The organism is Algoriphagus marincola DSM 16067 (assembly GCF_000429405.1).
In the GTDB taxonomy this organism is placed as follows: Bacteria; Bacteroidota; Bacteroidia; order Cytophagales; family Cyclobacteriaceae; genus Algoriphagus; species Algoriphagus marincola.
Map to the genome: position 1 here is coordinate 141,504 of NZ_KE386898.1, position 22,057 is coordinate 163,560.

The 22,057-nt window shown below is 42.0% G+C and carries 18 protein-coding genes; 13 read left to right on the forward strand and 5 right to left on the reverse strand.

All coding sequences use genetic code 11. The features are described 5' to 3' along the window. The first annotated feature begins 46 nt into the window (after positions 1 to 46). The 3 genes from porL to porN all read left to right on the forward strand — a co-directional run bounded on the left by porL (position 47) and on the right by porN (position 3,334). Positions 47 to 844 carry a type IX secretion system motor protein PorL/GldL gene (porL, locus tag G457_RS0117635; RefSeq protein ID WP_026947627.1) on the forward strand — a complete coding sequence of 266 codons (798 nt, stop codon included), beginning with the start codon at positions 47 to 49 and terminating at the stop codon, positions 842 to 844. A 33-nt stretch (positions 845 to 877) separates the two neighbouring features. Then, entirely contained in the window at positions 878 to 2,488 is a 1,611-nt protein-coding gene (gene porM, locus G457_RS0117640; protein ID WP_026947628.1) for a type IX secretion system motor protein PorM/GldM, read from the forward strand. 69 nt (positions 2,489 to 2,557) lie between these two features. Further along, positions 2,558 to 3,334: a type IX secretion system ring subunit PorN/GldN gene (gene porN / locus G457_RS0117645; protein WP_051260916.1), complete on the forward strand. Its 777-nt coding sequence runs from the start codon at positions 2,558 to 2,560 to the stop codon at positions 3,332 to 3,334. A gap of 14 nt (positions 3,335 to 3,348) precedes the next feature. Here porN and uvrC read toward each other — a convergent pair whose 3' ends face one another. The 3 genes from uvrC to porW all read right to left on the reverse strand — a co-directional run bounded on the left by uvrC (position 3,349) and on the right by porW (position 10,154). Beyond that, on the reverse strand, positions 3,349 to 5,157 hold the full coding sequence (gene uvrC, locus G457_RS0117650) for an excinuclease ABC subunit UvrC (RefSeq protein WP_026947630.1): 1,809 nt from the start codon (positions 5,155 to 5,157) through the stop codon (positions 3,349 to 3,351). A 68-nt stretch (positions 5,158 to 5,225) separates the two neighbouring features. After that, the gene (locus G457_RS0117655; protein ID WP_026947631.1) at positions 5,226 to 7,529 is read right to left on the reverse strand and encodes a penicillin-binding protein 1A; all 2,304 of its coding nucleotides are present in this window, start codon (positions 7,527 to 7,529) and stop codon (positions 5,226 to 5,228) included. Positions 7,530 to 7,532: 3 nt separating this feature from the next. Next, positions 7,533 to 10,154, reverse strand: a complete 2,622-nt coding sequence (gene porW, locus G457_RS0117660) for a type IX secretion system periplasmic lipoprotein PorW/SprE (RefSeq protein ID WP_026947632.1) — start codon at positions 10,152 to 10,154, stop codon at positions 7,533 to 7,535. Between the two features lie 130 nt (positions 10,155 to 10,284). Between porW and G457_RS0117665 the strand changes: the two genes are divergently transcribed. The 10 genes from G457_RS0117665 (at position 10,285) to G457_RS0117715 (ending at position 19,686) form a co-directional block, all read left to right on the forward strand. Then, entirely contained in the window at positions 10,285 to 10,530 is a 246-nt protein-coding gene (locus tag G457_RS0117665; protein ID WP_026947633.1) for an AtpZ/AtpI family protein, read from the forward strand. Positions 10,531 to 10,974: 444 nt separating this feature from the next. Next, the gene (gene atpB / locus G457_RS0117675; protein ID WP_026947635.1) at positions 10,975 to 12,003 is read left to right on the forward strand and encodes a F0F1 ATP synthase subunit A; all 1,029 of its coding nucleotides are present in this window, start codon (positions 10,975 to 10,977) and stop codon (positions 12,001 to 12,003) included. 37 nt (positions 12,004 to 12,040) lie between these two features. Continuing rightward, entirely contained in the window at positions 12,041 to 12,298 is a 258-nt protein-coding gene (atpE, locus tag G457_RS0117680) for an ATP synthase F0 subunit C (protein WP_026947636.1), read from the forward strand. A 74-nt stretch (positions 12,299 to 12,372) separates the two neighbouring features. After that, complete coding sequence (locus G457_RS0117685) at positions 12,373 to 12,867, forward strand: F0F1 ATP synthase subunit B (protein ID WP_026947637.1); 495 nt, start codon at positions 12,373 to 12,375, stop codon at positions 12,865 to 12,867. Between the two features lie 10 nt (positions 12,868 to 12,877). Then, positions 12,878 to 13,438 (forward strand): ATP synthase F1 subunit delta, encoded by a 561-nt coding sequence (gene atpH, locus G457_RS0117690; protein WP_026947638.1) that lies wholly within the window; start codon positions 12,878 to 12,880, stop codon positions 13,436 to 13,438. Between the two features lie 27 nt (positions 13,439 to 13,465). Beyond that, positions 13,466 to 15,043 (forward strand): F0F1 ATP synthase subunit alpha, encoded by a 1,578-nt coding sequence (gene atpA, locus G457_RS0117695; RefSeq protein ID WP_026947639.1) that lies wholly within the window; start codon positions 13,466 to 13,468, stop codon positions 15,041 to 15,043. A 59-nt stretch (positions 15,044 to 15,102) separates the two neighbouring features. Then, positions 15,103 to 15,978, forward strand: coding sequence for an ATP synthase F1 subunit gamma (gene atpG / locus G457_RS0117700; RefSeq protein ID WP_026947640.1), 876 nt, complete (start codon positions 15,103 to 15,105; stop codon positions 15,976 to 15,978). 104 nt (positions 15,979 to 16,082) lie between these two features. After that, positions 16,083 to 17,135 (forward strand): HNH endonuclease domain-containing protein, encoded by a 1,053-nt coding sequence (locus G457_RS0117705; protein ID WP_162142720.1) that lies wholly within the window; start codon positions 16,083 to 16,085, stop codon positions 17,133 to 17,135. Further along, on the forward strand, positions 17,101 to 17,976 hold the full coding sequence (locus G457_RS0117710) for an HIT family protein (RefSeq protein ID WP_248602878.1): 876 nt from the start codon (positions 17,101 to 17,103) through the stop codon (positions 17,974 to 17,976). Before G457_RS0117705 ends, G457_RS0117710 begins: the two co-directional genes overlap by 35 nt. A 144-nt stretch (positions 17,977 to 18,120) precedes the next feature. Further along, positions 18,121 to 19,686 (forward strand): sulfatase family protein, encoded by a 1,566-nt coding sequence (locus G457_RS0117715; protein WP_026947643.1) that lies wholly within the window; start codon positions 18,121 to 18,123, stop codon positions 19,684 to 19,686. Between the two features lie 12 nt (positions 19,687 to 19,698). On the opposite strand, the gene G457_RS0117720 is transcribed toward G457_RS0117715, so the two are convergent. Beyond that, positions 19,699 to 20,115 carry a DoxX family protein gene (locus G457_RS0117720; RefSeq protein WP_026947644.1) on the reverse strand — a complete coding sequence of 139 codons (417 nt, stop codon included), beginning with the start codon at positions 20,113 to 20,115 and terminating at the stop codon, positions 19,699 to 19,701. Between the two features lie 258 nt (positions 20,116 to 20,373). Next, positions 20,374 to 21,621, reverse strand: coding sequence for an NAD(P)/FAD-dependent oxidoreductase (locus G457_RS0117725; RefSeq protein WP_026947645.1), 1,248 nt, complete (start codon positions 21,619 to 21,621; stop codon positions 20,374 to 20,376). Positions 21,622 to 22,057: the final 436 nt, after the last annotated feature.

Below are 22,057 nucleotides of genomic sequence, written 5' to 3' on the forward strand. Positions count from 1 at the left end.
TATTCAAAACCTTAAAAAACCATAACCTTAATTCTAACAAACAACAATGGCTAGCAACAGCAACTTCTTTTATTCTAACATCATGCCTAAGATCTATGGTATTGGTGCAGCAGTCGTAATTCTAGGTGCGATGTTTAAAATTCTTGATTGGCAATTTGCCAATCTAATGATTGGAGTAGGTCTTTCTACAGAAGCATTGATTTTCTTTTTATCTGCTTTTGAACCGAGACCTCAAGAAGTAGATTGGTCTAAAGTCTATCCGGAATTAGCAGAAGAGGGTGCCAGTCCTTCAAAAATGGGAGCAAAATCAAAGGCAGTTGCTGGAGATGGTGTTTCTCAAAAACTTGATGAAATGCTGGCTAATGCGAAAGTTGGCCCAGAATTGATCGATAGCTTAGGTAAGGGCATGAAAAACTTAGCTACTTCAGCTGAGAAAATGGGTAATCTTGCCGATGCAGCAGTGGCTACGAACGAATATGCTACTAACGTAAAAGCAGCTGCCAAGACATTGGTAGATATGAATTCTTCTTATGGCAAAACTGCTGCTGCTTTGACTGAGATGTCAGCAGCCTCTCAAGATGCTAAAGCGTATCATACGCAAGTAGTAACCGTCACAAAAAATCTTTCTGCATTGAATGCAGTATATGAGATGGAACTACAGGATGCCAACAATCACGTGAAGACACTTAATAAGTTCTACTCCAACATGACTACAGCCATGGAAGGTATCACAGCTGCTGGCAAAGAAACTGAAGCTTTCAAAACTGAGCTTTCTAAATTAAACGCTAACGTCAGCTCTCTAAATAAAATCTACGGTGGCATGCTATCAGCCATGAAAGGTTAATCATTTCTACCATCTAAACTGATAAACCAAAAAATGGCAGGAGTAAAAGAGACACCTAGACAACGGATGATCGGGATGATGTACCTGGTTTTGACAGCGCTTTTGGCACTGCAGGTCAGCAATCAGATCCTCCAGAAGTTTGTCCTCATCAATGATGGACTAGAGCGTACTTCCAAAAATTACATTCTCGACAATCAAACCTCCGTTGAATCTATCCAATACACCGTAGAGCAGCAGGGTAATAATGAGAAGGATTTGCCGAAGGTAGCGGCTGCTCAGGAAGTAAGGGCAGCTTCAAAAGAAGCTTATGATTACCTAGCAGCTTTGAAAAAGGAACTAATCGAAGTTTCCAATGCTAAAACGGAAGAAGGTACTTATGTGAATTCAGCTTTGAAAAATACTGAAATCGCAGGTAACCTATTTATTAATAACGGACGAGGAGAGGAATTAAAAAATAGATTGAATGCCTATCCTGAAAGAATCGAAGAGATTTTGTCAGGTGTCGGTCTTGATATCAATTTTGACAAGATTGCTTTAGATGCTTCAGAAATTCCTCTTTTTGAGAACGATAGAGAAGCAAAAGGGAAGTCTTTTGAGGCGTTGAACTTTGTGAAGTCACCAGTGGGAGCTGTTATGACATTGCTTTCTCAGTATCAAAATGAGGTTTTGAATATTGAAAGTGAGGCATTAACCAGCATTGCCAACACCATTGGTTCATTCTATTTCAAAGCAGATATCACAGAGGCTAAAATCTCTGCAGTTTCTAATATTGTGGCGGCAGGTACTAAATTCGAAGGTACCATGTTTATAGCCTCCTCTTCTTCTTCAGCAGCGCCTTCCATGTCACTGGATGGTAGATCAGTTGAAGTAGATGAAAAAGGGTTTGGACGTATTGAATTTACTGCTACTCCAGCTTCTGAATATGATGACAGAGGTCTCGCAAGACGAGTCCTCAAAGGCGAAATCGTAACAAATATCGGAGGAGAAGATCAAGTGCTTCCTGTGGAGTATGAGTACTTTGTAGCTCAGCCGGTGGTGAAGGTTTCTTCTGAAGTGGTTCAGCAGCTTTATGCAGACTGTGCTAATGAACTTTTGATCGAGGTTCCAGCATTGGGAAATACTTATGCACCAGAATTTACAGTTAGCAATGGTCAATCGATCAAAGGTAGCTCTCCTGGACAGGTAACAATTATCCCGGGAGCTTCTGGATCAGTTACGATCGGTGTAAGCTCAGGAGGAAATAAAATCGATGATGTTTCGTTTGATATTAAACCAGTACCTGCTCCGACTATTGTTCCTACACTTTCTAACGGTTCGCCTCTTGACCAAACTCAATCACAGGCTATCGGTTCATTGACTGGATTGAAAGTAATTGCAGAACCTGAGCCTACCTTTGGAAGAACAATGGCAAAAGATGCAAATTTCGAGGTTACGGGCGGTGAAGTTAGATTGTTGAGAAATGACGTGCCAAGACAAACGATTCAAATATCAAATGGAAGTAGTTTGGCAATGCGTCAGCTTCTAGAAAGTGCAAGAGCTGGTGATGATATTGTTATCGTCGTCAATCAAGTAACGCGTACAAACTTCCGAGGAAATAAAATACCTTCCTCTTTGAATCAAGTGATTCGTATAGGTGTGAAATAATTTTCTCGCCTGACTATAGAACAGATGATTATGAAAAAGTTTCTTCAATATTCCTTTATTGCCGTTTTGATGGCAGCCACCTTATGGTCTTTTGAGGTGCATGCTCAAGTGGCTACAAGTGTCAATCCATCAGGCTATGGCGACCGTCAGTTTAAGATGGATACCATTTTCTCTGCGAAGCGAATTCGGGAGGATGATAAAATGTACCAAATTGGAGTTTGGAGAAGAATAGACCTTCGCGAGAAGTACAATCTTTCCTTGTATGGCTCTGGGGATACTAAATCTAATGGTATCATCAATCAGATTTATAAGGCAGTAGTAGATGAGAATGCGCTAGAAGTCTTTGGTGACGAGGATTTTACCCAACCTCTTTCTATTGCTGAGTTTCAGGAAAATTTCTGGTTGAATGCTATTGGGGATAGCATCTTCGTCAAGCAATTGTATTTCTTAGATTTCAAAGAAGACTTCGTTTTTGATAAGCATCACTCGGATATGGTTTTTGATGTAAAGTATATCCATTTGGTGATGCCGTCAGCTACCAATGCCGATGCAGGTCAAAAGACCATTGGATTCATTCGCTATAAGGACTTCTACAACTATTTTAAGGATCATCCCGAAGCGCGTTGGATCAATTTCCAAAACCTTTCAAAAAGTCTAACTTACGATCAAGCTTTCGATACTCGTCTGTTCCGCTCGGTTGTAAGGAGATTTACAAACCCTGACGAGGCTTTGGTCGCAGATATGGTCAACCCTGAACATCCGAATCCGGAAATGCAAGCTTATCTCGATGCATTAGCCTTCGAATACAGATTACTAGAATTTGAAAATTCCCTTTGGGAATGGTAAAATAAAAAGGGAGCTTAATCGCTCCCTATATTTTTTTCTCTCCATTCTACCAGTTCTCTTGCCCTGCTGGCACCAATCACCTTGGCAATTTCTTCTTCCTTTGCATCCTTTAGCTTTTTTACACTTTTGAAGTGCTTCAGTAATTTATCCGCTGTGGATTGCCCAATACCTGGTATGGCAGTGAGTTGGGTTCCAAAAGCATTTTTACTTCTGACTTTTCTGTGAAATGTGATGGCAAAGCGGTGAGCTTCATCGCGGATTCGTTGAAGCAATCGAAGACTTTCTGACTTTTTATCAATGTGAATGGGGAAAGAATCTCCCGGGAAGTAAATTTCTTCCAGTCTTTTGGCAATTCCAATGATGGGCATTTTCCCATAAATACCCAATTCCTGCAGTGCCTCTACTGCTGATGAAAGCTGACCTTTTCCTCCATCAATTACGATTAATTTTGGGAGCGGTTTGTCTTCTTCCATCATTCGCTTATACCTTCTCCCTACTACCTCCTTCATACTCGCAAAGTCATTGGGACCTTCCACTGTTTTGATGTGATAGTGTCTATATTCTTTGACAGCAGGCTTTCCATTGAGAAAGCAAACCATGCTAGCCACGGGACTGCTGCCTTGGATATTGGAGTTGTCAAAGCATTCGATATGGTCAGGAATATCCGGTAAGCTCAGGTCTTCCTGAAGTTGGCGAATGACTCGGTCCTTTTTGTCTTTGTTGAGACCCTGAAGAAGCGCCTTTTCCTGTTTGTAGAACTTTGCATTTTTGAGAGATAGCTCTATTAGTCTTTTTTTATCACCAATCTTGGGCATAACGAGATTTAAACCTTCGATTGGGTTTTGTATCTCAAAAGGCACCAAAACCTCCTCTGCATCACTTTTGAATTGATCTTGCAAGCGAATCAGGGCGGTCAAGAGCAATTCTTCATCCGATTCATCCAACTTCTTTTTGAGTTCTACATTTTTGGATACGATTAAGGACCCGTTTTTCACGCGCATGTAATTGACATAAGCATACTTTTCATCAACTACAAGCGTACAAACGTCGTGATTGTGAATGCTTGGATTGGCTACCAAAGATTTGGCTTGATACTTTTCAAGCAGATCCAACTTTTCCTTTGCCCGCTGTGCTTTTTCAAATTCCAGATTCTGTGCAAACTCCTGCATTTCCAATTTGAAATGGGCTTTTGGTAGCCCAAGATTTCCTTTAAGAATATGTCTTGCTTGCTCTAGGTCTTTGAGGTAGTCCTTTTCGCTTTGCTTTCCGACACAGGGGCCCTGACAATTTCCGATGTGGTATTCTAGGCAAACTTTATATTTTCCCTCCTGGGTTTTATATGGGGATAGGTCAAGCTTACAAGTCCGAATGGTGAAAAGTGAGCGAATAAGGTCCAAAACATTATTCATGGCCTTGACGCTTGCGAATGGACCGAAATAGGTGCCACGTTTGGGAATCATCCGCCTTGTCTGAAAAATCCTGGGGAATGGCTCATCAGTGATCAATAAGTATGGATAGGTCTTATCATCCCGCAATAAGATATTGTACTTGGGTTGGGACTTCTTGATCAGGTTATTCTCAAGTAGCAAAGCGTCAAACTCTGAATTCACGAGCGTGATCTCAATCTTGTCAATCTCTTTCACCATCCGGCGGGTTTTGAGATTGACCCCGGTATTCTTATTAAAATAGCTGCTAACTCGTTTTTTGAGGCTTTTGGCTTTGCCTACATAAATCAAATCCCCTATCTCATTGAAATATTTGTACACTCCCGGATGGTCAGGAAGCATCAGATGATCTTTGGGTTTGAATGATGAGGATTCCATGGGACTAAATTAAAAAAACAGCTTTGAATGAAAGCTGTTTTTAAGTTTTGGGTTTTTCTTAATCGATTTTAGAAATCATTTTTCTTGGCATCGTAGTCAAAATCTACGAAACGCTGACTTTCTTGCTCATAGGCATTACAGTCAATTTCAATGCTGAGTGGTCGCTCGGGTCTTGGGAAAGGACCTTTGGTGTATCCTAAGGATTCGTCGGCGTAGACTTTTTCCATGTATTTGACCCAAATGGGCCGGGCTGTTCTACCACCTTGACCTGATATCCAGCTTCTAAAGTGAATCGCACGATCATCTCCTCCTACCCAAACGCCTGATACCAAATCCTTACTTATTCCAATGTACCAACCGTCCGAGGCATTTTGAGTCGTTCCTGTCTTTCCTCCTAGTTCATTTCCTTCACGTAGGCTGTAAGGTACACCTTGACTAGTTCCGCCAGCTTCATCGAATCCTCCCCGAAGCATGTATGTCATTAAGTAGGCGTGTTCCTCACTCATAGCAGGGCGCTTCTTAGGGGTGAATTGCTGAATGACATTTCCATTTTTATCCTCAATTCGATCAATGTAGAATGGGGTAGTGTATTCCCCTTTGTTGACGAAGGTGCCAAATGCTCCTATCATCTCAAATACCGATACATCATTAACACCTAAAGCCAAAGCAGGAACCTCTTCCAAATCACTCGTAACTCCCAGTCGCTTGGCTGTTTCTACCACGATCTTAGGACTTAATTTTTTCATCATGTAGGCCGTCACAGAATTGACCGATTGGGCCATTGCCTGGCGAATCGTCATTTTTTCATAGGTGAATTCACCATTCGCATTGGCAGGGCTCCATGCCGGCTGACCAGGGATATAAACTTCCACAGGTTGATCTACTACGGAGTAGCAAGGAGAGTATCCATTTTCGATAGCAGCCGCATAGACAAAAGGCTTGAAGGTCGATCCAGGCTGTCTTTTCCCTTGCTTCACATGGTCAAATTTGAAGTATTTATGATCGATACCACCGACCCAAGCTTTGATATGGCCGGTATGTGGGTCCATACTCATAAAGCCTGTTTGAAGGAATTTCTTGTAGTATCGGAGAGAATCCATCGTACTCATCAAAGTATCAACTTCTCCTTCCCAAGAGAATACCTTCATTGGTTTTTTCTCGTTGAGCTTAATGTTGATAGAGTCTTCATCGTTTTTGTAGCGAATCTTGAGTAGTCGATAGGCTTCAGTCCGTTTTACCGCATTTTCGATGAAATTCGGGATGACCCTGTTTTCGCTATCCACCCAAGGTTCTCGACCACGCATTTCATCATAAAACTTTTGCTGAAGGGCTTCCATATGCTCAGCTACGGCCTCCTCAGCATAGCGCTGCATGCGACTGTCGATAGTGGTGTATATTTTGAGCCCATCCCCAAAGAGATCATAGGAGCTTCCATCTGATTTCAGATTTTCTTTGGTCCATCGGATCAAATCAGCCTTTAAAACTTCCCGGAAGTACGTCGCCAAACCTTTGTTGTGGTTAGCCACATTGTAGTCAAGTTCAATTGGAAGTGCAGCAAGTGAATCATATTCTGATTCACTCAACACATCGTTTTTCACCATTTGACCGAGAACTGTGTTTCTTCTTCTTAATGAGTTTTCAGGGTTGAAAACAGGGGAGTAGTAGGTAGGTGCTTTGAAAAGCCCTACAAGTACAGCCGATTCCTGAATATTCAACTCTGAAGGTTTTTTATTGAAGAAAGTTTCTGCAGCTGTCTTGATACCATAAGCATTGGATCCAAACTCAGAGGTGTTAAGGTAAAGCGTCAAAATTTCCTTTTTGGTGTAGGCTCGCTCCAATTGAGTAGCAACTATCCATTCTTTGGTCTTGATGATGAGCATGCGAAGACCTGGTACCGAACTCAAAAGACCCTGATTTGCATCTGTACGGGTATTGAAAAGGTTCTTAGCGGTTTGTTGGCTCAATGTTGATCCACCCCCGGCGTCTTGTCTCAGAATGATTGATTTGACAAAAACCCGAATCATAGCTTTCAGATCAATTCCTGAATGCTCCTCAAATCGCTCGTCCTCTGTGGCAATTAGTGCCTTGACTAAATTGGGAGAAAGCTCATCATAAGTCACGGGGCTCCGATTTTGTCGGTAGTAAGTTCCCAATAGTACTCCATCAGAGGAGAATAACTGAGAGGCTACTTCTGTGTCAGGATTTTCGAGAGCTTTGAAATCCGGTAAAGGCCCAAATAGTCCCAAAAAATTGACGCTGACCATCCAAATAAACACGATGAAACCTACCACACCCGCGGCGAAGGCAAGCCAGAGGAATTTGATCGTCTTATTAACCCAATTGGGCGTTGATGCTTGTTTTGATTTACTCATGTTTTACTGATAGGTGGCCTTGAAAAAAGCCCGGTATTCTTCGATGTTTTTGGACCGGTTGAGGGTCTGGAAATTTTCTATGGAAATAAAGAAACTGTTCTCCTTGATTTGCTCGGTCAAATTGTCGGATTCAAATTTTTCCATAAAGATATCATAGTACTCTTTTGCTTTGTCGGCATTGTTGAACGGACTAATGATAAAGATGGCATTCTCCCGATTCATATTCATATTTCCCGTTCGTAGTCTGGAATTTGAGAAGGTTTTTGCATGGAAGTTTTCTAGGTCACCGATTAGACTTTGAGACTCCTCTGCAAGCTCCGGACTCATGACCAAGACCATGATATGCGTTTGGGAATCATTGACTTTGAATGGGGAATCTGTCAAGTCAGGCTTTACCGCTGTCGAATCCTCCATTGCCAAGGCTTGTGCCGCAGAATCCAATGCCGTCGAGTCAACCGGATTCAGAGCTGCCAATTCCTCAGCTGTCAGTAAGGGATTTAGCATATTCCTTGCCAAATTCACCAAGCTCTCATCCTGAGAATTTTCAATGTACGATTCCAAGCGGGCTCTAAATCGATCCTTGCTTTCGATTTTTCCCGTCACCATGATATCCAAAAGCAGCAATCGCTCTGTATTTCGTGTAAGCGGGTATTCCTCTAAAGTCTGCTGAATGATAGTTCGTGCCTGTCTCCAATTTCCTGCATAATATAAATTGTAAGCCTGCTCATAATTTTCAGAAGATGCGAGATAGGCCAAATTCCCTGAAGCTGCATCTGGATTATTGACAGAGAAAGTGTATTGCGACTCGGGATACTCCCGGTTAAGGCGACTGACATATTGCTGGAAGTTCCCGTTGAGGTCTTTTTGGGCAAGGTAGAGTAGGTAATAGGCTTCAGGCTTTCGACTGCTCGAAGGGTATTCGCGGACGACTGTTTCTAGATTGTCCACACTTGCCTCTATTTCTTCCAAATCGAAATATTGAAGCTTGCCAAGTTCGAAATAAGACTCCTCCAGTTCATCGTTGAGTTGGGCGATATCTTCTTCAGTTTTTGGAATCTGTGCCAAGAGACTTTCTAGGTCGGGCAATTGGGCTAGTGGGTTATTTTCTTCAGAGATAGCGGTGGAATCTACTTTTTTCTCTATTTCCGTTTCAGGAGTGCTTTGAAAAGTGGCTGCGCTTCGACGCCAATTATCCTGTAGGGGACGAGTGCCCCATACTCTTCGGAATTCTATGGCACCCTGCTGCATCGCCACTGCATTGTCAAAGTAAAATGAGGATCCTGTTCCTCGATCTGCAAAGGCGAGGAGGTTGTCAAAAATCCCACTGTTTTTAGGTTCTTCTTTTGCCCTTGCTTCTGCAAGTAGCCGTTCCTCTTCTCGCTGAATGTATTGCTCGGCGATGAGGCGCTGCTCTTCTTCACTCATTCCACTAAGACGGACCAAACTATCATTACTCTGAATTCGCTCCACATGAAATACGAATTGATCCAGTACCTCCTTTTGGCTGGCAATAGAAGCAGCAGCAGGGTCAGTAGGTTTAATATAGGTCAGGGCCGAATCTAGGTAATATTTAGTAGCACGGTAATCGACATATTCTTCAAGGTGGATTTCCGCTAGTTTTTGATAGATGTATCCTTTCAGTCGAGGATTGCTGCCGGGCTCTTTGGCAGCCTGATGAAGTAAATCTACTGTCAGTGGAAGATCTCCCTGTTTCTCCTCAAAAAGTGCTCGCTCATACACGACCACATCTTTGAGTTCCTTGTTTTTCGGATCATCGTAAAGTGACTCGTAGTAGTTTCTGACTTTGCGAAGGTCTTTCGATGCATTTAATTCAGCTACTTGTTGGGCAAAAAGTTGGGAATAAAATGCCCGCTCGTAGGGTGGATTGCCTTCCAATGCTTTTCTGTAAAAGTCATAGGCCAAATTATCCAAGCCTTCCTGCTGATAGCGCTGGGCTAAGATGAAGTAGATTCTGGAAGCTTCCTTGTTGTTTTTGGCGTACTCGATAGCCCGATCAAGAGATCCGATGACACCATTTTGATCGTTTCGCTTTTCGTAATAGTAAGCTAGCGTCCGGTAAAGATCGTAGCGGTTTTCATCGGAGATCTTTTCTTCCTTGGAAAGGTAGTCTATGGTAAAATTCGCATTTTCGATTTCGCCTAAATCGACATAGAGGCGTAATAAGGCAATTAGGACTTGGTGACGAAGGTCGGCATCCTTGCTTTCTACATTGACATACTTGAGTGCGTTTTTAGCATCGTCAAAGTTGGCCTGCATGTAGTCGATTTTTCCCAAAAGAAAATAACTATCATCCACCCACTTGGAAATACGATGCCATTCTATGGCCTTGGAAGCCAACTCACGGGCAGATTCGAGTTTTTCTTTGGAGGATTGAATCACTCCCGAATCCAAAGGGATAAAAACCGGTAATATCTGGGTGTAGTCTTCCTTGTAATTCCGTTGATTTTCATCCAACACCTCCTGAATTTTCACATCTGCGAGGTAGTAAGCATTGTAGTGGGAGGTGAGATTATGAAATGCCCGATTGGTAAAGGTGTCCCGTTCGGATGAGCAGGCCACCAAAAGAAAAAGGGATATGGAAAACAGGCGTTTTGAAAAGCGCATGAGGGCAATTGCAATTGAGCTAGCAAAATAGTCTTTATTGTACAAAGGAAGAACGATTTGGCTTTTCTATTTATTTCAAAAGACAGGCCACTGCTTCCAATGGCCAAAAATATTTACCTATTTTAAGAAAATGAATTCAGATCAAAAGGACTCTAAAGGCAACAAAGATAAGTCCCCGGGGAATTATCCCACTTTTGTCAAATATATCGGTTTGTCTTTTCAGCTGTTTGCTATCATTGGAGGAGGAACTTGGCTGGGCTGGTGGATTCAGCAGCGATCTGATATGAAATTCCCGGTTTGGATTCTGTTTTTCAGCTTTCTTTCGGTTTTTATTGCCTTTTATCAATTGTGGCTTTCGATCAAACGGGATGGTTAATTTGGAGATTTGGGGTACCTTTGCCCAAAATTTAATACTCCGTGAAGCTCCTTCAAAACTTACATTTCCGCTTCTTTCTATTATCAGCAATCATTGCCCTTTTGATTTTGGGACTGCAAGTGCTTTTTCCCGTAATTATTCACGAACGGATCTGGCACATTTATTTTTTTTTGCTAATCCTGTCATTTTTGATCGCTTTATTGAATTCAGCCTTATTAAAAGCATTTGCTGAAAATTTCTTTCATATTTCCGTTTTGGCAATGATTCTGAGGTTAGTTGCCTCATTAGTTTTTGTTGGAGTGGAAGTTTGGCCCGGGAGGGAGAATATTATTTTGTTTATAGCTGATTTCTTTGTTATTTTTTTGTTCTACTTAATATTTGATATCTACGCCTTTCTATCTAACTTGCGCCCGATTTCGAAGTAGCCCTCAAAAAATAGAGTTGATGACGCGCAAAATCCTGGTTCTAAGTATTTTATTTTCAGCTTTTTTGCTGTTTAATACAAATTCATCTTTCGCCGCAGGTTCTGAAGAAGACAAAACTAGCTTCATCATGCACCACGTGAAGGATTCCCACGAGTGGCACTTTGCGACTTTTGGACACACTCATGTGACACTTCCGCTACCTGTTATTGTCTATTCTTCTGACAGAGGTTTGGAATTTTTCTCTTCTACAAATTTCCAAAATCATGATACACATGCTTTCGGAAAAGAATACGCACATGAAGGTTACTACATCGATGAGCATGATCATTTGGGTCGTGTAGATGGCGCAAGTTTTATCGAGCTTTCCATTACCAAAAATGTCGTGATGATGTTTATCGTCATGTTCGTTTTGGCCTACGTGGCACTATCTGCTGCTAACCACTACAAGAAAAATGGAGCAGTGGCACCGAAAGGCGCTGCTGCATTGATTGAGCCGATTGTGATCTTCGTGCGGGATGAAATCGCCGAGAAGTCCATCGGGCCTAAATACAAGAAGTTTGTACCGTATTTGATCACGCTATTCTTGTTCATTTGGTTTGGTAACCTCCTCGGACTACTTCCGGGTGCTGCCAACTTGACTGGAAATATCGCAGTGACGATGACCTTGGCGGTTTTGACTTTCATCATCACAAATGTCAATGGAAATAAAGACTACTGGAAGCACGTGTTTGCTACACCGGGAGTTCCGATTCCAATGCTTTTGATCATTGTGCCGGTAGAAATCATCGGTTTGTTTACCAAGCCGTTTGCCTTGATGGTCCGACTCTTCGTCGCAATCACAGCCGGTCACATTGTGATCTTGGGTTTCATTGCCCTTGCTTTCATCTTTGAATCGTATGCTATTGGGGTGGTTTCCACCTTGATGGTGACCTTTATTAATATTATCGAATTATTGGTGGCTACTATTCAGGCCTATGTATTTACGCTTTTCACAGCGATGTACATCGGTGGGGCAGTAGCCGAACATGCTCATGATGAGCATCATTAATTAGAATTTCTTTGTTCAATTTATAAATATAACTACTATGTTAATGTCTATCTTGTTGACTGCTGGTTACGCTCTAATGGGAGCTGGTATCGGTGCGGGTATTGTTGCGATTGGCGCAGGACTTGGTATCGGTCGTATCGGTGGTCAGGCAATGGAATCTATTGCTCGTCAGCCTGAAGCTGCTGGTAAGATCCAAGGTGCTATGTTGATCATCGCAGCCTTGATCGAGGTGGTTTCCCTGTTCGCAGCGGTAATCTGTCTGTTGATCGCCTTGAATATCGCAGGCATCAGCTAAAAATTGATTGGGGAATGGCGTTAGGCCTTTCCCCATTCTTAATATCTATTGGACAAACAGAAAAATCACACATCATGGATTTGATTACTCCCGGTTCCGGTCTTATTTTCTGGCAGCTAATTGGCTTCCTGGGATTGCTTTTCATCTTGATCAAATTTGCCTGGAAACCTATGCTGGCAGCTTTGGAAGAGCGTGAAAGCACCATTGAAAATGCCCTTAAGCAGGCTGAGATCGCCCGAAATGAAATGGCCAATCTAAAGGCTGAAAACGAGAAGCTTCTAGCTGAAGCCCGTTTGGAAAGAGACAATATCTTGAAGAAGGCTCAAGAGGCATCTAATAAAATGATCGAAGAGGCTAAGACCGAAGCACAAAAGCAAGGTGCACAGCTGATCGAGAATGCAAAGGCTGTCATCGAGACAGAAAAGAAAGCTGCCCTTACTGAAGTGAAGAATCAAGTAGCTTCTTTGACCCTAGAAGTAACAGAGAAATTATTAAAGAAAAACTTGGCCGACGATGCTTCTCAGAAAGCATTGGTAGACGAGTATGTCAAAGACCTGAAGCTAAACTAATCCAATCTCCATGTCAAATCATCGAGTAGCCTCCCGATATGCCAAGTCAATCTTGGAGTTGGCCCTTGAAAAAGGAGTATTGGAGGAAGTACACGCAGACTTTCAAAAGCTAAGTGCAATTGCCAAGGGCAATAGTGATTTAGGCTTTGCCTTGAAAAATCCGGTTTTGACTTCCGACAAAAAGCTTAAAGTCTTGAAAGCTTTGTTTGCGGAAGGTGCTCAACCTATGACTTTGACTTTTTTCGAGATCGTTTCTCGGAAAAACCGTGAAGCAGTTCTTTTGGATGTAGCCAAGGAGTTTGAAGCTCAGTACAATCTTCATAAGTCTATTCAGGTAGCCTATTTGACCACGACGTTCCCAATTGACGATGCGATGCGTTCGGAATTTGAGAGAATTGTGAAGGAAATTTCCGGCTTAAAGACCGTACAATTGGTTGAAAAAGTCGATCCTAATCTGATCGGAGGATTTATCCTGAAGGTCAATGACCGTCAGTTGGATGAGTCTCTAAGCAGTAAATTGAGAATTCTTAAAATGGAATTCCAAGAAAACCATTACGAAAGTAAAATCTAATCAAAAAAGCATTAATCAATCGATATCATGGCAGAAGTAAGACCAGATGAAGTTTCGGCAATCCTAAGAGAGCAACTTGCGGGAGCCCGAACAGAAGCCGAACTCGAAGAAGTGGGTACAGTCCTCCAAGTAGGGGATGGGGTAGCCCGTATCTATGGACTTTCTAAGGCGCAGGCCGGTGAATTGCTTGAATTCGACAATGGTCTGAAAGCAATGGTACTTAACCTGGAAGAGGACAATGTCGGTGCCGTACTTTTCGGTGACTCTAAGGTCATCAAGGAAGGCGATACAGTAAAGCGTACAAAAAAGATTGCCTCCATCCAAGTGGGTGAAGGAATGCTTGGCCGTGTAGTAGATACACTTGGTCAGCCTATCGATGGTAAAGGTCCTATCGCCGGTGACTTGTACGAAATGCCATTGGAGCGTAAAGCCCCTGGTGTAATCTACCGTCAGCCGGTAACTGAGCCACTTCAGACTGGTATCAAATCTATCGATGCGATGATTCCAATCGGTAGAGGACAGCGGGAATTGGTAATCGGTGACCGTCAGACTGGTAAGACTGCGGTAGTAATCGATACCATTCTTAACCAAAAGGAATTTTACGACAGAGGTGAACCTGTATTCTGTATCTACGTAGCAGTAGGTCAGAAAGCATCTACTGTAGCAGGAGTAGTTGCTGCCTTGGAAAAAGGTGGAGCTCTTCCATACACAGTTGTTGTATCTGCAGCAGCGTCTGATCCTGCTCCAATGCAGTTCTTTGCACCATTTACCGGTGCTGCGATCGGTGAATTCTTCCGTGATACTGGACGCCCTGCCTTGGTGGTTTATGATGACCTTTCCAAGCAAGCCGTAGCCTACCGTGAAGTTTCTCTTCTTTTGAGAAGACCTCCGGGACGTGAAGCGTATCCTGGTGATGTATTCTACTTGCACTCCAGATTGCTAGAAAGAGCTGCTAAAATCAACAAGTCTGACACGATTGCGCAGCAGATGAACGACCTTCCTGAGTCTATCAAGCCTTTGGTGAAAGGTGGAGGTTCTTTGACCGCTCTTCCTATCATCGAAACACAGGCAGGTGACGTTTCTGCATATATCCCAACGAACGTGATTTCCATTACGGATGGACAGATCTTCTTGGAGACCAACCTCTTCAACTCTGGTATTCGTCCTGCGATCAACGTGGGTATCTCTGTATCCCGTGTAGGTGGTAACGCTCAGATCAAGTCCATGAAAAAAGTAGCTGGTACCTTGAAGTTGGATCAGGCACAGTTCCGGGAATTGGAAGCATTTGCAAAGTTCGGTTCTGACTTGGATGCCACTACCAAGCGTACTATCGAAAGAGGTCGTCGTAACCAGGAAATCTTGAAGCAGCCTCAGTACTCTCCGGTATCTGTAGCGCATCAGGTAGCTATCATCTATGCTTCTACCCGAGGCTTAATGGATACAGTTCCTGTAGAAAAAGCTAGAGCTTTTGAAAAGGACTTCTACACCTTGCTTGATACTTCTTACCCTGAAGCTTTGGAATTGATCCTAGGTGGTAAGATTGACGATGCAGGGGAAGTATTGAAGAAAGCTGCCGCAGAATTGGCACCTAAATTCGCAAAATAAATCAGAATCCATCCGGAGGTGAAAGCCTCCGGTATTTATACTAGAAGAAACACGCACGAATGGCTAACCTGAAGGAAGTAAAGCAGCGGATTACCTCGGTAGTGTCCACACAGCAGATCACCAAAGCCATGAAAATGGTGTCGGCTGCCAAGCTGAGAAGGGCACAAGACCGGATCGTTCAGATGCGTCCTTATTCGCAGAAGCTGACCGCTATCCTCAACAATGTCTCAGCCTCCTCTGAAGGTGCTGCAGATATCGTTTATGCACAAAAGCGGGAAGTGAAGAAGGTCCTGATTATTCCGATCACTTCGGATAAGGGACTTTGTGGTGCCTTCAATTCTAATATTATCAAGGCTACCAATGCCGCTATTCGGCAGCAGTTTGAAGGGAAAGAGATTACTATCCTTCCTTTGGGCAAGAAAGCTTTTGAAGCATTCAAAAAGACTGATTATACCCTTGTAGATCAATTCTACGGAGTATTCTTAGACTTGTCCTTCGACGTAGTGCGAGAGGCAGCAGAATTCGCCATGAATGGTTTCGCTGCAGGTGATTACGATCAGGTGACCTTGGTGTACAACGAATTCAAAAACGTTGCTACCCAAATCGTCCAAACCGAGCAGTTTTTGCCCATGGCAAAAGAGGAGACCGAAGAGGAAGTGAAGACAGCGGAGACGGATTATATCTTGGAGCCTTCCCGAGCCTACATCATCGAAGAATTGGTGCCTACTTCCTTGAAGATTCAGGTTTATAAGGCAGTATTGGAAAGCAATGCTTCCGAGCACGGTGCCCGAATGACTGCCATGGATAAGGCGACTGAAAATGCAGGAGAGCTACTGAAGGAACTTCGCTTGATGTACAACCGTACGCGTCAGGCGGCAATTACAAACGAGATCTTGGAGATTGTGGCCGGTGCCAACGCCCTCGAAGGCAGCTAATCCCAATCCCAAAAATAGATTCAAACCACAACTTGAAAAGGTTGTGGTTTTTTTGTTGGATTTTAATAAATTGAACTAAAGTTTTTAATTAAGCGATGTTCAATTTGCCAGAAGAAAAGAATCTGCCAATCCAATTTTTATCCTCTACTTTAGGTAAGACTGCTGCAACCTATAAATTTTATTGGTTTCTTTCTTTAATTCAGTTGATTGAAGAAGAAGGTGTTATCCTTGAAAAAAGGAAAATCTTTGCAAGGATGCTTGCCAATGCTTGGTATACTGTTAATTATTTCAAAATCTCTTTTGGAAAGCAAGACAAAGTGCATGAGGCTGTTTCATTTTATAGGGTGGAGAGGAAGATTCCAATTGACTTAGGACAGACCAAAGTTTGGGAAAAAATTCTGTCTTTTAAAGATTCTAGATCTGTTTCAATTCTTACACATTTTGATAATCAAGTTCCTCATTGGTTTCTTTCGCCTTGGTTTCCAACGATGAGTAAACGACAGATTTATGCGAACTCTAAAGATCCGAAAAGAATGAGTCCGTATTTTTTAGAATCAGTTAATATTGAAGTTAATCCAGAGTGGCTACCTTATTTTTTAAAAAACTCCGCAGTTTTAAAAGATTTTTGTCTATGGAATTTGAGTTTGTTTTTGCAAAAGCATAATCCAAATGTCCCTGATATTCCTAATAAACTTATTAAACCAATAAGTAGGGCATCGCTTTATAAGCAGAAGAAGGGTTTCTGGAATTTCTATTTTGATGAAGTCAAAGAGCAGAAATGTATCTACTCTGGAGAAATTCTAACCTCAAATAATTATGTTTTAGATCATTTTGTGCCTTACAATTTTGTTTCTCATGATCTGAATTGGAATCTAGTTCCAGCTCATTCATCAATTAATTCGTCTAAAAGTGATAAGCTGCCAAGGCTAAACCAGTATTTTGATTCTTTTTTTGAGATTCAAGAAAAAGCTCTTGATATAGTTATTAGAAATAACCCAGATACAAAATTGATTGAAGACTATTTATCAATTTTTCCTTCTATTGAAAACATTCAGTATTCCGGATTATCAAAGAAGAAGTTCAAAGAAACAATTGAGCCTTTAATTACTATTGCTCACAATAATGGGTTTGAATTCTATGAGCCTAAAACAGAATAATTTTTCACATCTCACTGCCAAGGATCGTTCCTCTCTTTCTTTTCCAGCAAAAAAGGTAAAAGAAATGGGTTTGCTCCAAGGAGATATTTTAGATTTTGGATGTGGCTTTGGAAAAGATGTTGAATTGCTTTGTAAGCAAGGTTTTTCTGTAGAAGGATATGATAAACATTACCGACCTGAATATCCAGAAAAGCAATTTGATACCATCATTTGCTTTTACGTTTTGAATGTTTTATTACCTGAAGAACAATCAAAGGTTTTAATGGAGATATCAGCTTTGCTAAAAGCTACAGGCAAAGCCTATTTTGTTGTTCGCAGGGATTTAGTTTATGAGGGATTTCGAATCCATAAAATTCATCAAAAACCTACTTACCAAACGAACGTTATATTGCCTTTCAAGTCAATTTTCAGAAATGATTTTTGTGAAATCTACGAGTATCAGCATTTCAATCAACTAAAAAAGAAAAAATCAGATTGCCCTTTTTGTAATCCCAGTTCCAATACAGAATTGATATTAGAATCTGCGCAAGCATATTCAATATTTGATAAATATCCTGTGAATCCAGGCCATGCTTTAATCATTCCGAAGCGACATATTTCAGATTATTTTGAGCTGAGTTTTAAAGAACAATCATCTTGTATTTTTATGCTCAATGAGGTGAAAAAGGAAATTTATAAACGTTTCAAACCAAATGGATTCAATGTGGGAGTCAACATTGGAGAATTTGCCGGACAGACTGTTTCACACGTCCATATTCATTTAATACCAAGATATTCAGGTGATGTGGATGATCCAATAGGCGGAGTGAGAGGGGTGATACCAGATAAAAGGAAATATTGAATATCGCTCTTTACTCTCGTCAACTTACCTTTAGTAACTTACCAAAAGTAAGTTAAAAAAACTCCTTCCTTTTTTGATCCTGCTCTCAGGTAGTTTGAAATTCTTGCCTCAAAAAGCTAGCTTGTTATTGTAATCCCAAGCACTATGAAAAAGCCCCTACATTGGATCAGTTTGCTGATCAGTTTATCTTTTTTCTATTCCTGTCAAGAAAAAACAGCTACCAAAAAACATCCCAATGTGATCATCATCTTGGCAGATGATTTGGGTTACGGGGATATTGGAGCTTTCAATCCTGAAAGTAAAATTCCCACACCCCATATCGATCAATTAGCTCAAGAAGGCATGAGCTTTACGGATGCTCATACTCCTTCGGCAGTTTGTACTCCGACTCGCTATGGATTGCTGACAGGGCGGTATAATTGGCGAAGCAAACTGAAAAGTGGAGTATTAACCGGGAAATCAAAAGCATTGATTGAAAAAGAGCGGACTACCATTGCGGACGTTATGAAAAATGCCGGCTACCATACTGCTTTTATTGGGAAGTGGCACTTGGGCTGGAATTGGGGATTGCAGGAGGGAGACTCCTTGCGTGGCGAAGGCTGGGATGCAAAGGATTTTGAACAGCTGGATTTTACCAAGCCTGTTTCTCACACACCAAATGATTTAGGCTTTGATTATGCCTTTGGACATTCAGGTTCCCTTGATATGGCACCTTATGTTTATGTAGAAAATGGTAAAGTCACTGCAATACCAGACACCGTGACTGTCAATACAGGAAAGTATTCTTGGTGGAGGGAAGGACCAACAGCCCCGGATTTTGATCATGAGCAGGTGACTCCGAATTTCTTTGAGCGCTCGATTCAGTACATCAAAGATCAATCAAAACAGAATCAACCCTTTTTTCTTTATTTAGCCTTGCCTTCGCCTCATACTCCAATTTTACCTACTCCTGAGTGGCAAGGTAAAAGTGGTGTTGCCCCTTATGCCGACTTTATGTTAATGATTGATGACTATGTGGGTCAAATAAATCAAGCCATTAAAAAGGCAGGGATAGAGGACAATACCTTGGTGATTTTCACCAGTGATAATGGGGGATCTCCTGCCGCAGGCTTAGACATCATGCAAGCTGCCGGACATTATTCGAGCTATATTTATAGAGGACATAAGGCGGATATATATGAAGGTGGACATAGGGTACCGTTTATAGCAAAATGGCCTTCAAAGATCAAGCCTGGAGTATTGAGCAGTCAGACCATCTGCTTGACTGATTTGATGGCGACTGCAGCCGAAATCGTGGCTTATGATTTAAAACCAAATGAAGGGGAAGATAGCTTCAGTTTGTTGAAAATGCTGGAAGGAAATGATACTGAAGGTATAGTTCGAGAAGCTACAGTCCATCATTCAATAAATGGAAGTTTTGCCATTCGTCAGGGAGATTGGAAACTTATCATGGCGAAGGGGTCTGGCGGATGGAGCTTTCCCAAGCCAGGAGATCCTGCCGAGGAAGGATTGCCAGAGGTACAACTTTACAACCTCGCTTTAGACCCTGGCGAAAGTCAAAACCTTCAAGACCGGTATCCTGAAATAGTGTCCGATTTGAAGAAGCTTTTGATTAAATACATTCAGGAAGGAAGAAGTACGCCTGGACTGCCTCAGCCCAATGACGAGTATTCGAAACCTTGGCCTCAGATTAGTTTTATAGAAGAGTAAATGATGTCAGGTTTAGAGTGCCGGACCTTTGTAAATGTTTTTCTTCCTGCCAAATAATCCATCGATGGAAAAGTTTCCACCTCCCTGAATCAAGAGTGACAAAAAACAGATAAAGAAAAGTAACGGCAATTCTTTTCTTCCAAAAGGATCGTCCCAATGTGCATAAAAAGCTGCAGTCAACATGGTAATCATTAGAGGGATAGTGGCCAAACGAACCTTGAATCCAATGATGACCAATACCGCACAAACCACCTCGGCAAAAGTGGCAAGGGCCAAGGATACCGTTGGTCCCAAACCAAAAGGATCGGCAAATTTGACTTCATCAGCCATCAAGCGGTTGATTTTTGGAATTCCGTGGGTGAGCATCAGGCCTCCGGCACCTAATCGAAGGATCAATAGAGCTAAATTCTTTTCTAGGGTTTCTCGCATTGGATAAAAGGGGATTTAGGTTTGAGTAGTTGAAAATTTTACGCGTGAGGAAAGATGGAAGTTAAATGTTTTTGATAAGGGGTAAAATGGGATGGTTGGTTGAATCTTTAATCCTTTGATAGGAATTGAATGGCATCATCTGTCGGAGATTAAACATCCAAATCAAATCGGCAACATGCTTCCAACTCCCATCTTCCTACTTCCTGCCCATATAGATTGGAAACTAGTTTTGGTCTATTATTTAAAATATTTAGCCACTTAATTAAACCTTCCTACTTCAAATCCGCTGATTTCCATCGTAGGCTCTTTTTGCTGATGGAGTTCGGCTAAAAGCTTTCCGGTAGCCGGTGCCATGGAGATTCCCATCATAGAATGCCCGCTGCCTACCAGGACGTTCGAGTAGCCCGGTGCAAGGCCGATGTAGGGTAAGCCATCCGGTGAGCAAGGACGCAGACCTTTCCAGATTTCGGTTTCTTTTGGGAATTGAGCTTGAAAGTCAGGGTAGTAGCGATTGATCGACTCAAAAATACCCTGCACGCGCTTCATGTCGATTTTTTGATTGGTTCCCGCGATCTCCATCGTGCCTCCAAATCGAATCTTGTTACCATAAGGGCTCACGGCAACCTTCATTTCAGTGAGGATACTCGCTTGCCTGATTTCAGGCTGGTTTTTTTGGAGAAAGGAATATCCCTTTCCTCCCATCATGGGGAGTGAAAAGCCCAATTTTTTGGCTAACTCTCCAGACCAGGAACCTCCGCAAAGCAGGATCTTTTCAGCTTCTATTTTTCCTTTGTCTGTCAAAACGGATGCTACCTTCCCAGCAGACTTTTCGAAGCCCAAGACTTCGGTTTCTGTATGAAATTGAACTCCTTTTTCTTCCAGATACTTTCTCAGGAAACTGTACAAAGCACCCGGGTCTAGGTGGGCATCGCCAGGAAAGAGTACGGCACCTTTGGCTTTCACCTCCAGATTGGTTTCAATCTTTTGGATATCTGTTGGACTGAGAATTTCAGCCTCCAATCCATGCTTTCGAGCCAAATGGGCAAATTCTACCTCTTCCTTTTCTACGGCATCAGTCTGATAGACCATCATCAACCCTTTTTCCTGAAAGGCCAAAGTAGCCTCGGGATGTTCTTCCCGAAATTGGAGGTAGAGTGATTTGGATAGTAGGGAGATATTTTTCAAAAAGGGGATGGCCTTTTCTACCTGCTTTTGATTGGCAGACTTGAAAAATAGCAAGCTCCATTGCAAAAGCTTATAATCGAATCGGGGATGGATGTAAAAAGGACTTTTGGAAGAAAACATCCAAGATATCCCCTTGGCAATCATTCCGGGAGCAGCAAGTGGGATGATGTGAGATGGGACAATCATACCTGCATTTCCCGTGGAGCAATTGTCCTTCAGGTCAGTTCGGTCAATGATGCTGACTTCAATTCCTTCTTTTTGTAGGAAATATGCAGTGAAGAGTCCAACGATTCCTCCGCCGATGATGATGGTTGGTTTCATCTGTTTATTTTTGCTATTCAATGGTCAGATGGAATCTTTGACGATTAAAATAATCATTTCCCTGTGTGTTTAATGATGATTTTAATCGTGTCGATTTCATCTGTTTATAATTTGTTTTTTAGAGGTCAGATGGAATCTCGCATGTTTTACAATCATTCCAGTGTTTATCGACTCCGACATGCTCGATTTCATGTGTTTATAATTGTTTTTCAAAGGTCACATGGAATCCCTTCCTGCGATAGGCAGGTCGCAATTACAATCATTCCTTTATGTGACAGGTACGTCATGTCTGCCTGAAGACAGGCTCGATTTCATATCTTGAATTTACGGATTAGGCACCAATATGCATAAAAAGGTGCATTTTCAATATTAGGAATTTTAAAGACTTCTAACCGTTAGTAATTTTCTTTCAAAGGTTTTTTATTTATGATAAACA

Excerpts from the sequence above, each read along its gene's own strand:
- porL (WP_026947627.1), top strand. The coding sequence starts at position 47 with ATGGCTAGCAACAGCAACTTCTTTTATTCTAACATCATGCCTAAGATC.
- porM (WP_026947628.1), top strand. The coding sequence starts at position 878 with ATGGCAGGAGTAAAAGAGACACCTAGACAACGGATGATCGGGATGATG.
- porN (WP_051260916.1), top strand. The coding sequence starts at position 2,558 with ATGGCAGCCACCTTATGGTCTTTTGAGGTGCATGCTCAAGTGGCTACA.
- uvrC (WP_026947630.1), bottom strand. The coding sequence starts at position 5,157 with ATGGAATCCTCATCATTCAAACCCAAAGATCATCTGATGCTTCCTGAC.
- G457_RS0117655 (WP_026947631.1), bottom strand. The coding sequence starts at position 7,529 with ATGAGTAAATCAAAACAAGCATCAACGCCCAATTGGGTTAATAAGACG.
- porW (WP_026947632.1), bottom strand. The coding sequence starts at position 10,154 with ATGCGCTTTTCAAAACGCCTGTTTTCCATATCCCTTTTTCTTTTGGTG.
- G457_RS0117665 (WP_026947633.1), top strand. The coding sequence starts at position 10,285 with ATGAATTCAGATCAAAAGGACTCTAAAGGCAACAAAGATAAGTCCCCG.
- atpB (WP_026947635.1), top strand. The coding sequence starts at position 10,975 with ATGACGCGCAAAATCCTGGTTCTAAGTATTTTATTTTCAGCTTTTTTG.
- atpE (WP_026947636.1), top strand. The coding sequence starts at position 12,041 with ATGTTAATGTCTATCTTGTTGACTGCTGGTTACGCTCTAATGGGAGCT.
- G457_RS0117685 (WP_026947637.1), top strand. The coding sequence starts at position 12,373 with ATGGATTTGATTACTCCCGGTTCCGGTCTTATTTTCTGGCAGCTAATT.
- atpH (WP_026947638.1), top strand. The coding sequence starts at position 12,878 with ATGTCAAATCATCGAGTAGCCTCCCGATATGCCAAGTCAATCTTGGAG.
- atpA (WP_026947639.1), top strand. The coding sequence starts at position 13,466 with ATGGCAGAAGTAAGACCAGATGAAGTTTCGGCAATCCTAAGAGAGCAA.
- atpG (WP_026947640.1), top strand. The coding sequence starts at position 15,103 with ATGGCTAACCTGAAGGAAGTAAAGCAGCGGATTACCTCGGTAGTGTCC.
- G457_RS0117710 (WP_248602878.1), top strand. The coding sequence starts at position 17,101 with ATGGGTTTGAATTCTATGAGCCTAAAACAGAATAATTTTTCACATCTC.
- G457_RS0117715 (WP_026947643.1), top strand. The coding sequence starts at position 18,121 with ATGAAAAAGCCCCTACATTGGATCAGTTTGCTGATCAGTTTATCTTTT.
- G457_RS0117720 (WP_026947644.1), bottom strand. The coding sequence starts at position 20,115 with ATGCGAGAAACCCTAGAAAAGAATTTAGCTCTATTGATCCTTCGATTA.
- G457_RS0117725 (WP_026947645.1), bottom strand. The coding sequence starts at position 21,621 with ATGAAACCAACCATCATCATCGGCGGAGGAATCGTTGGACTCTTCACT.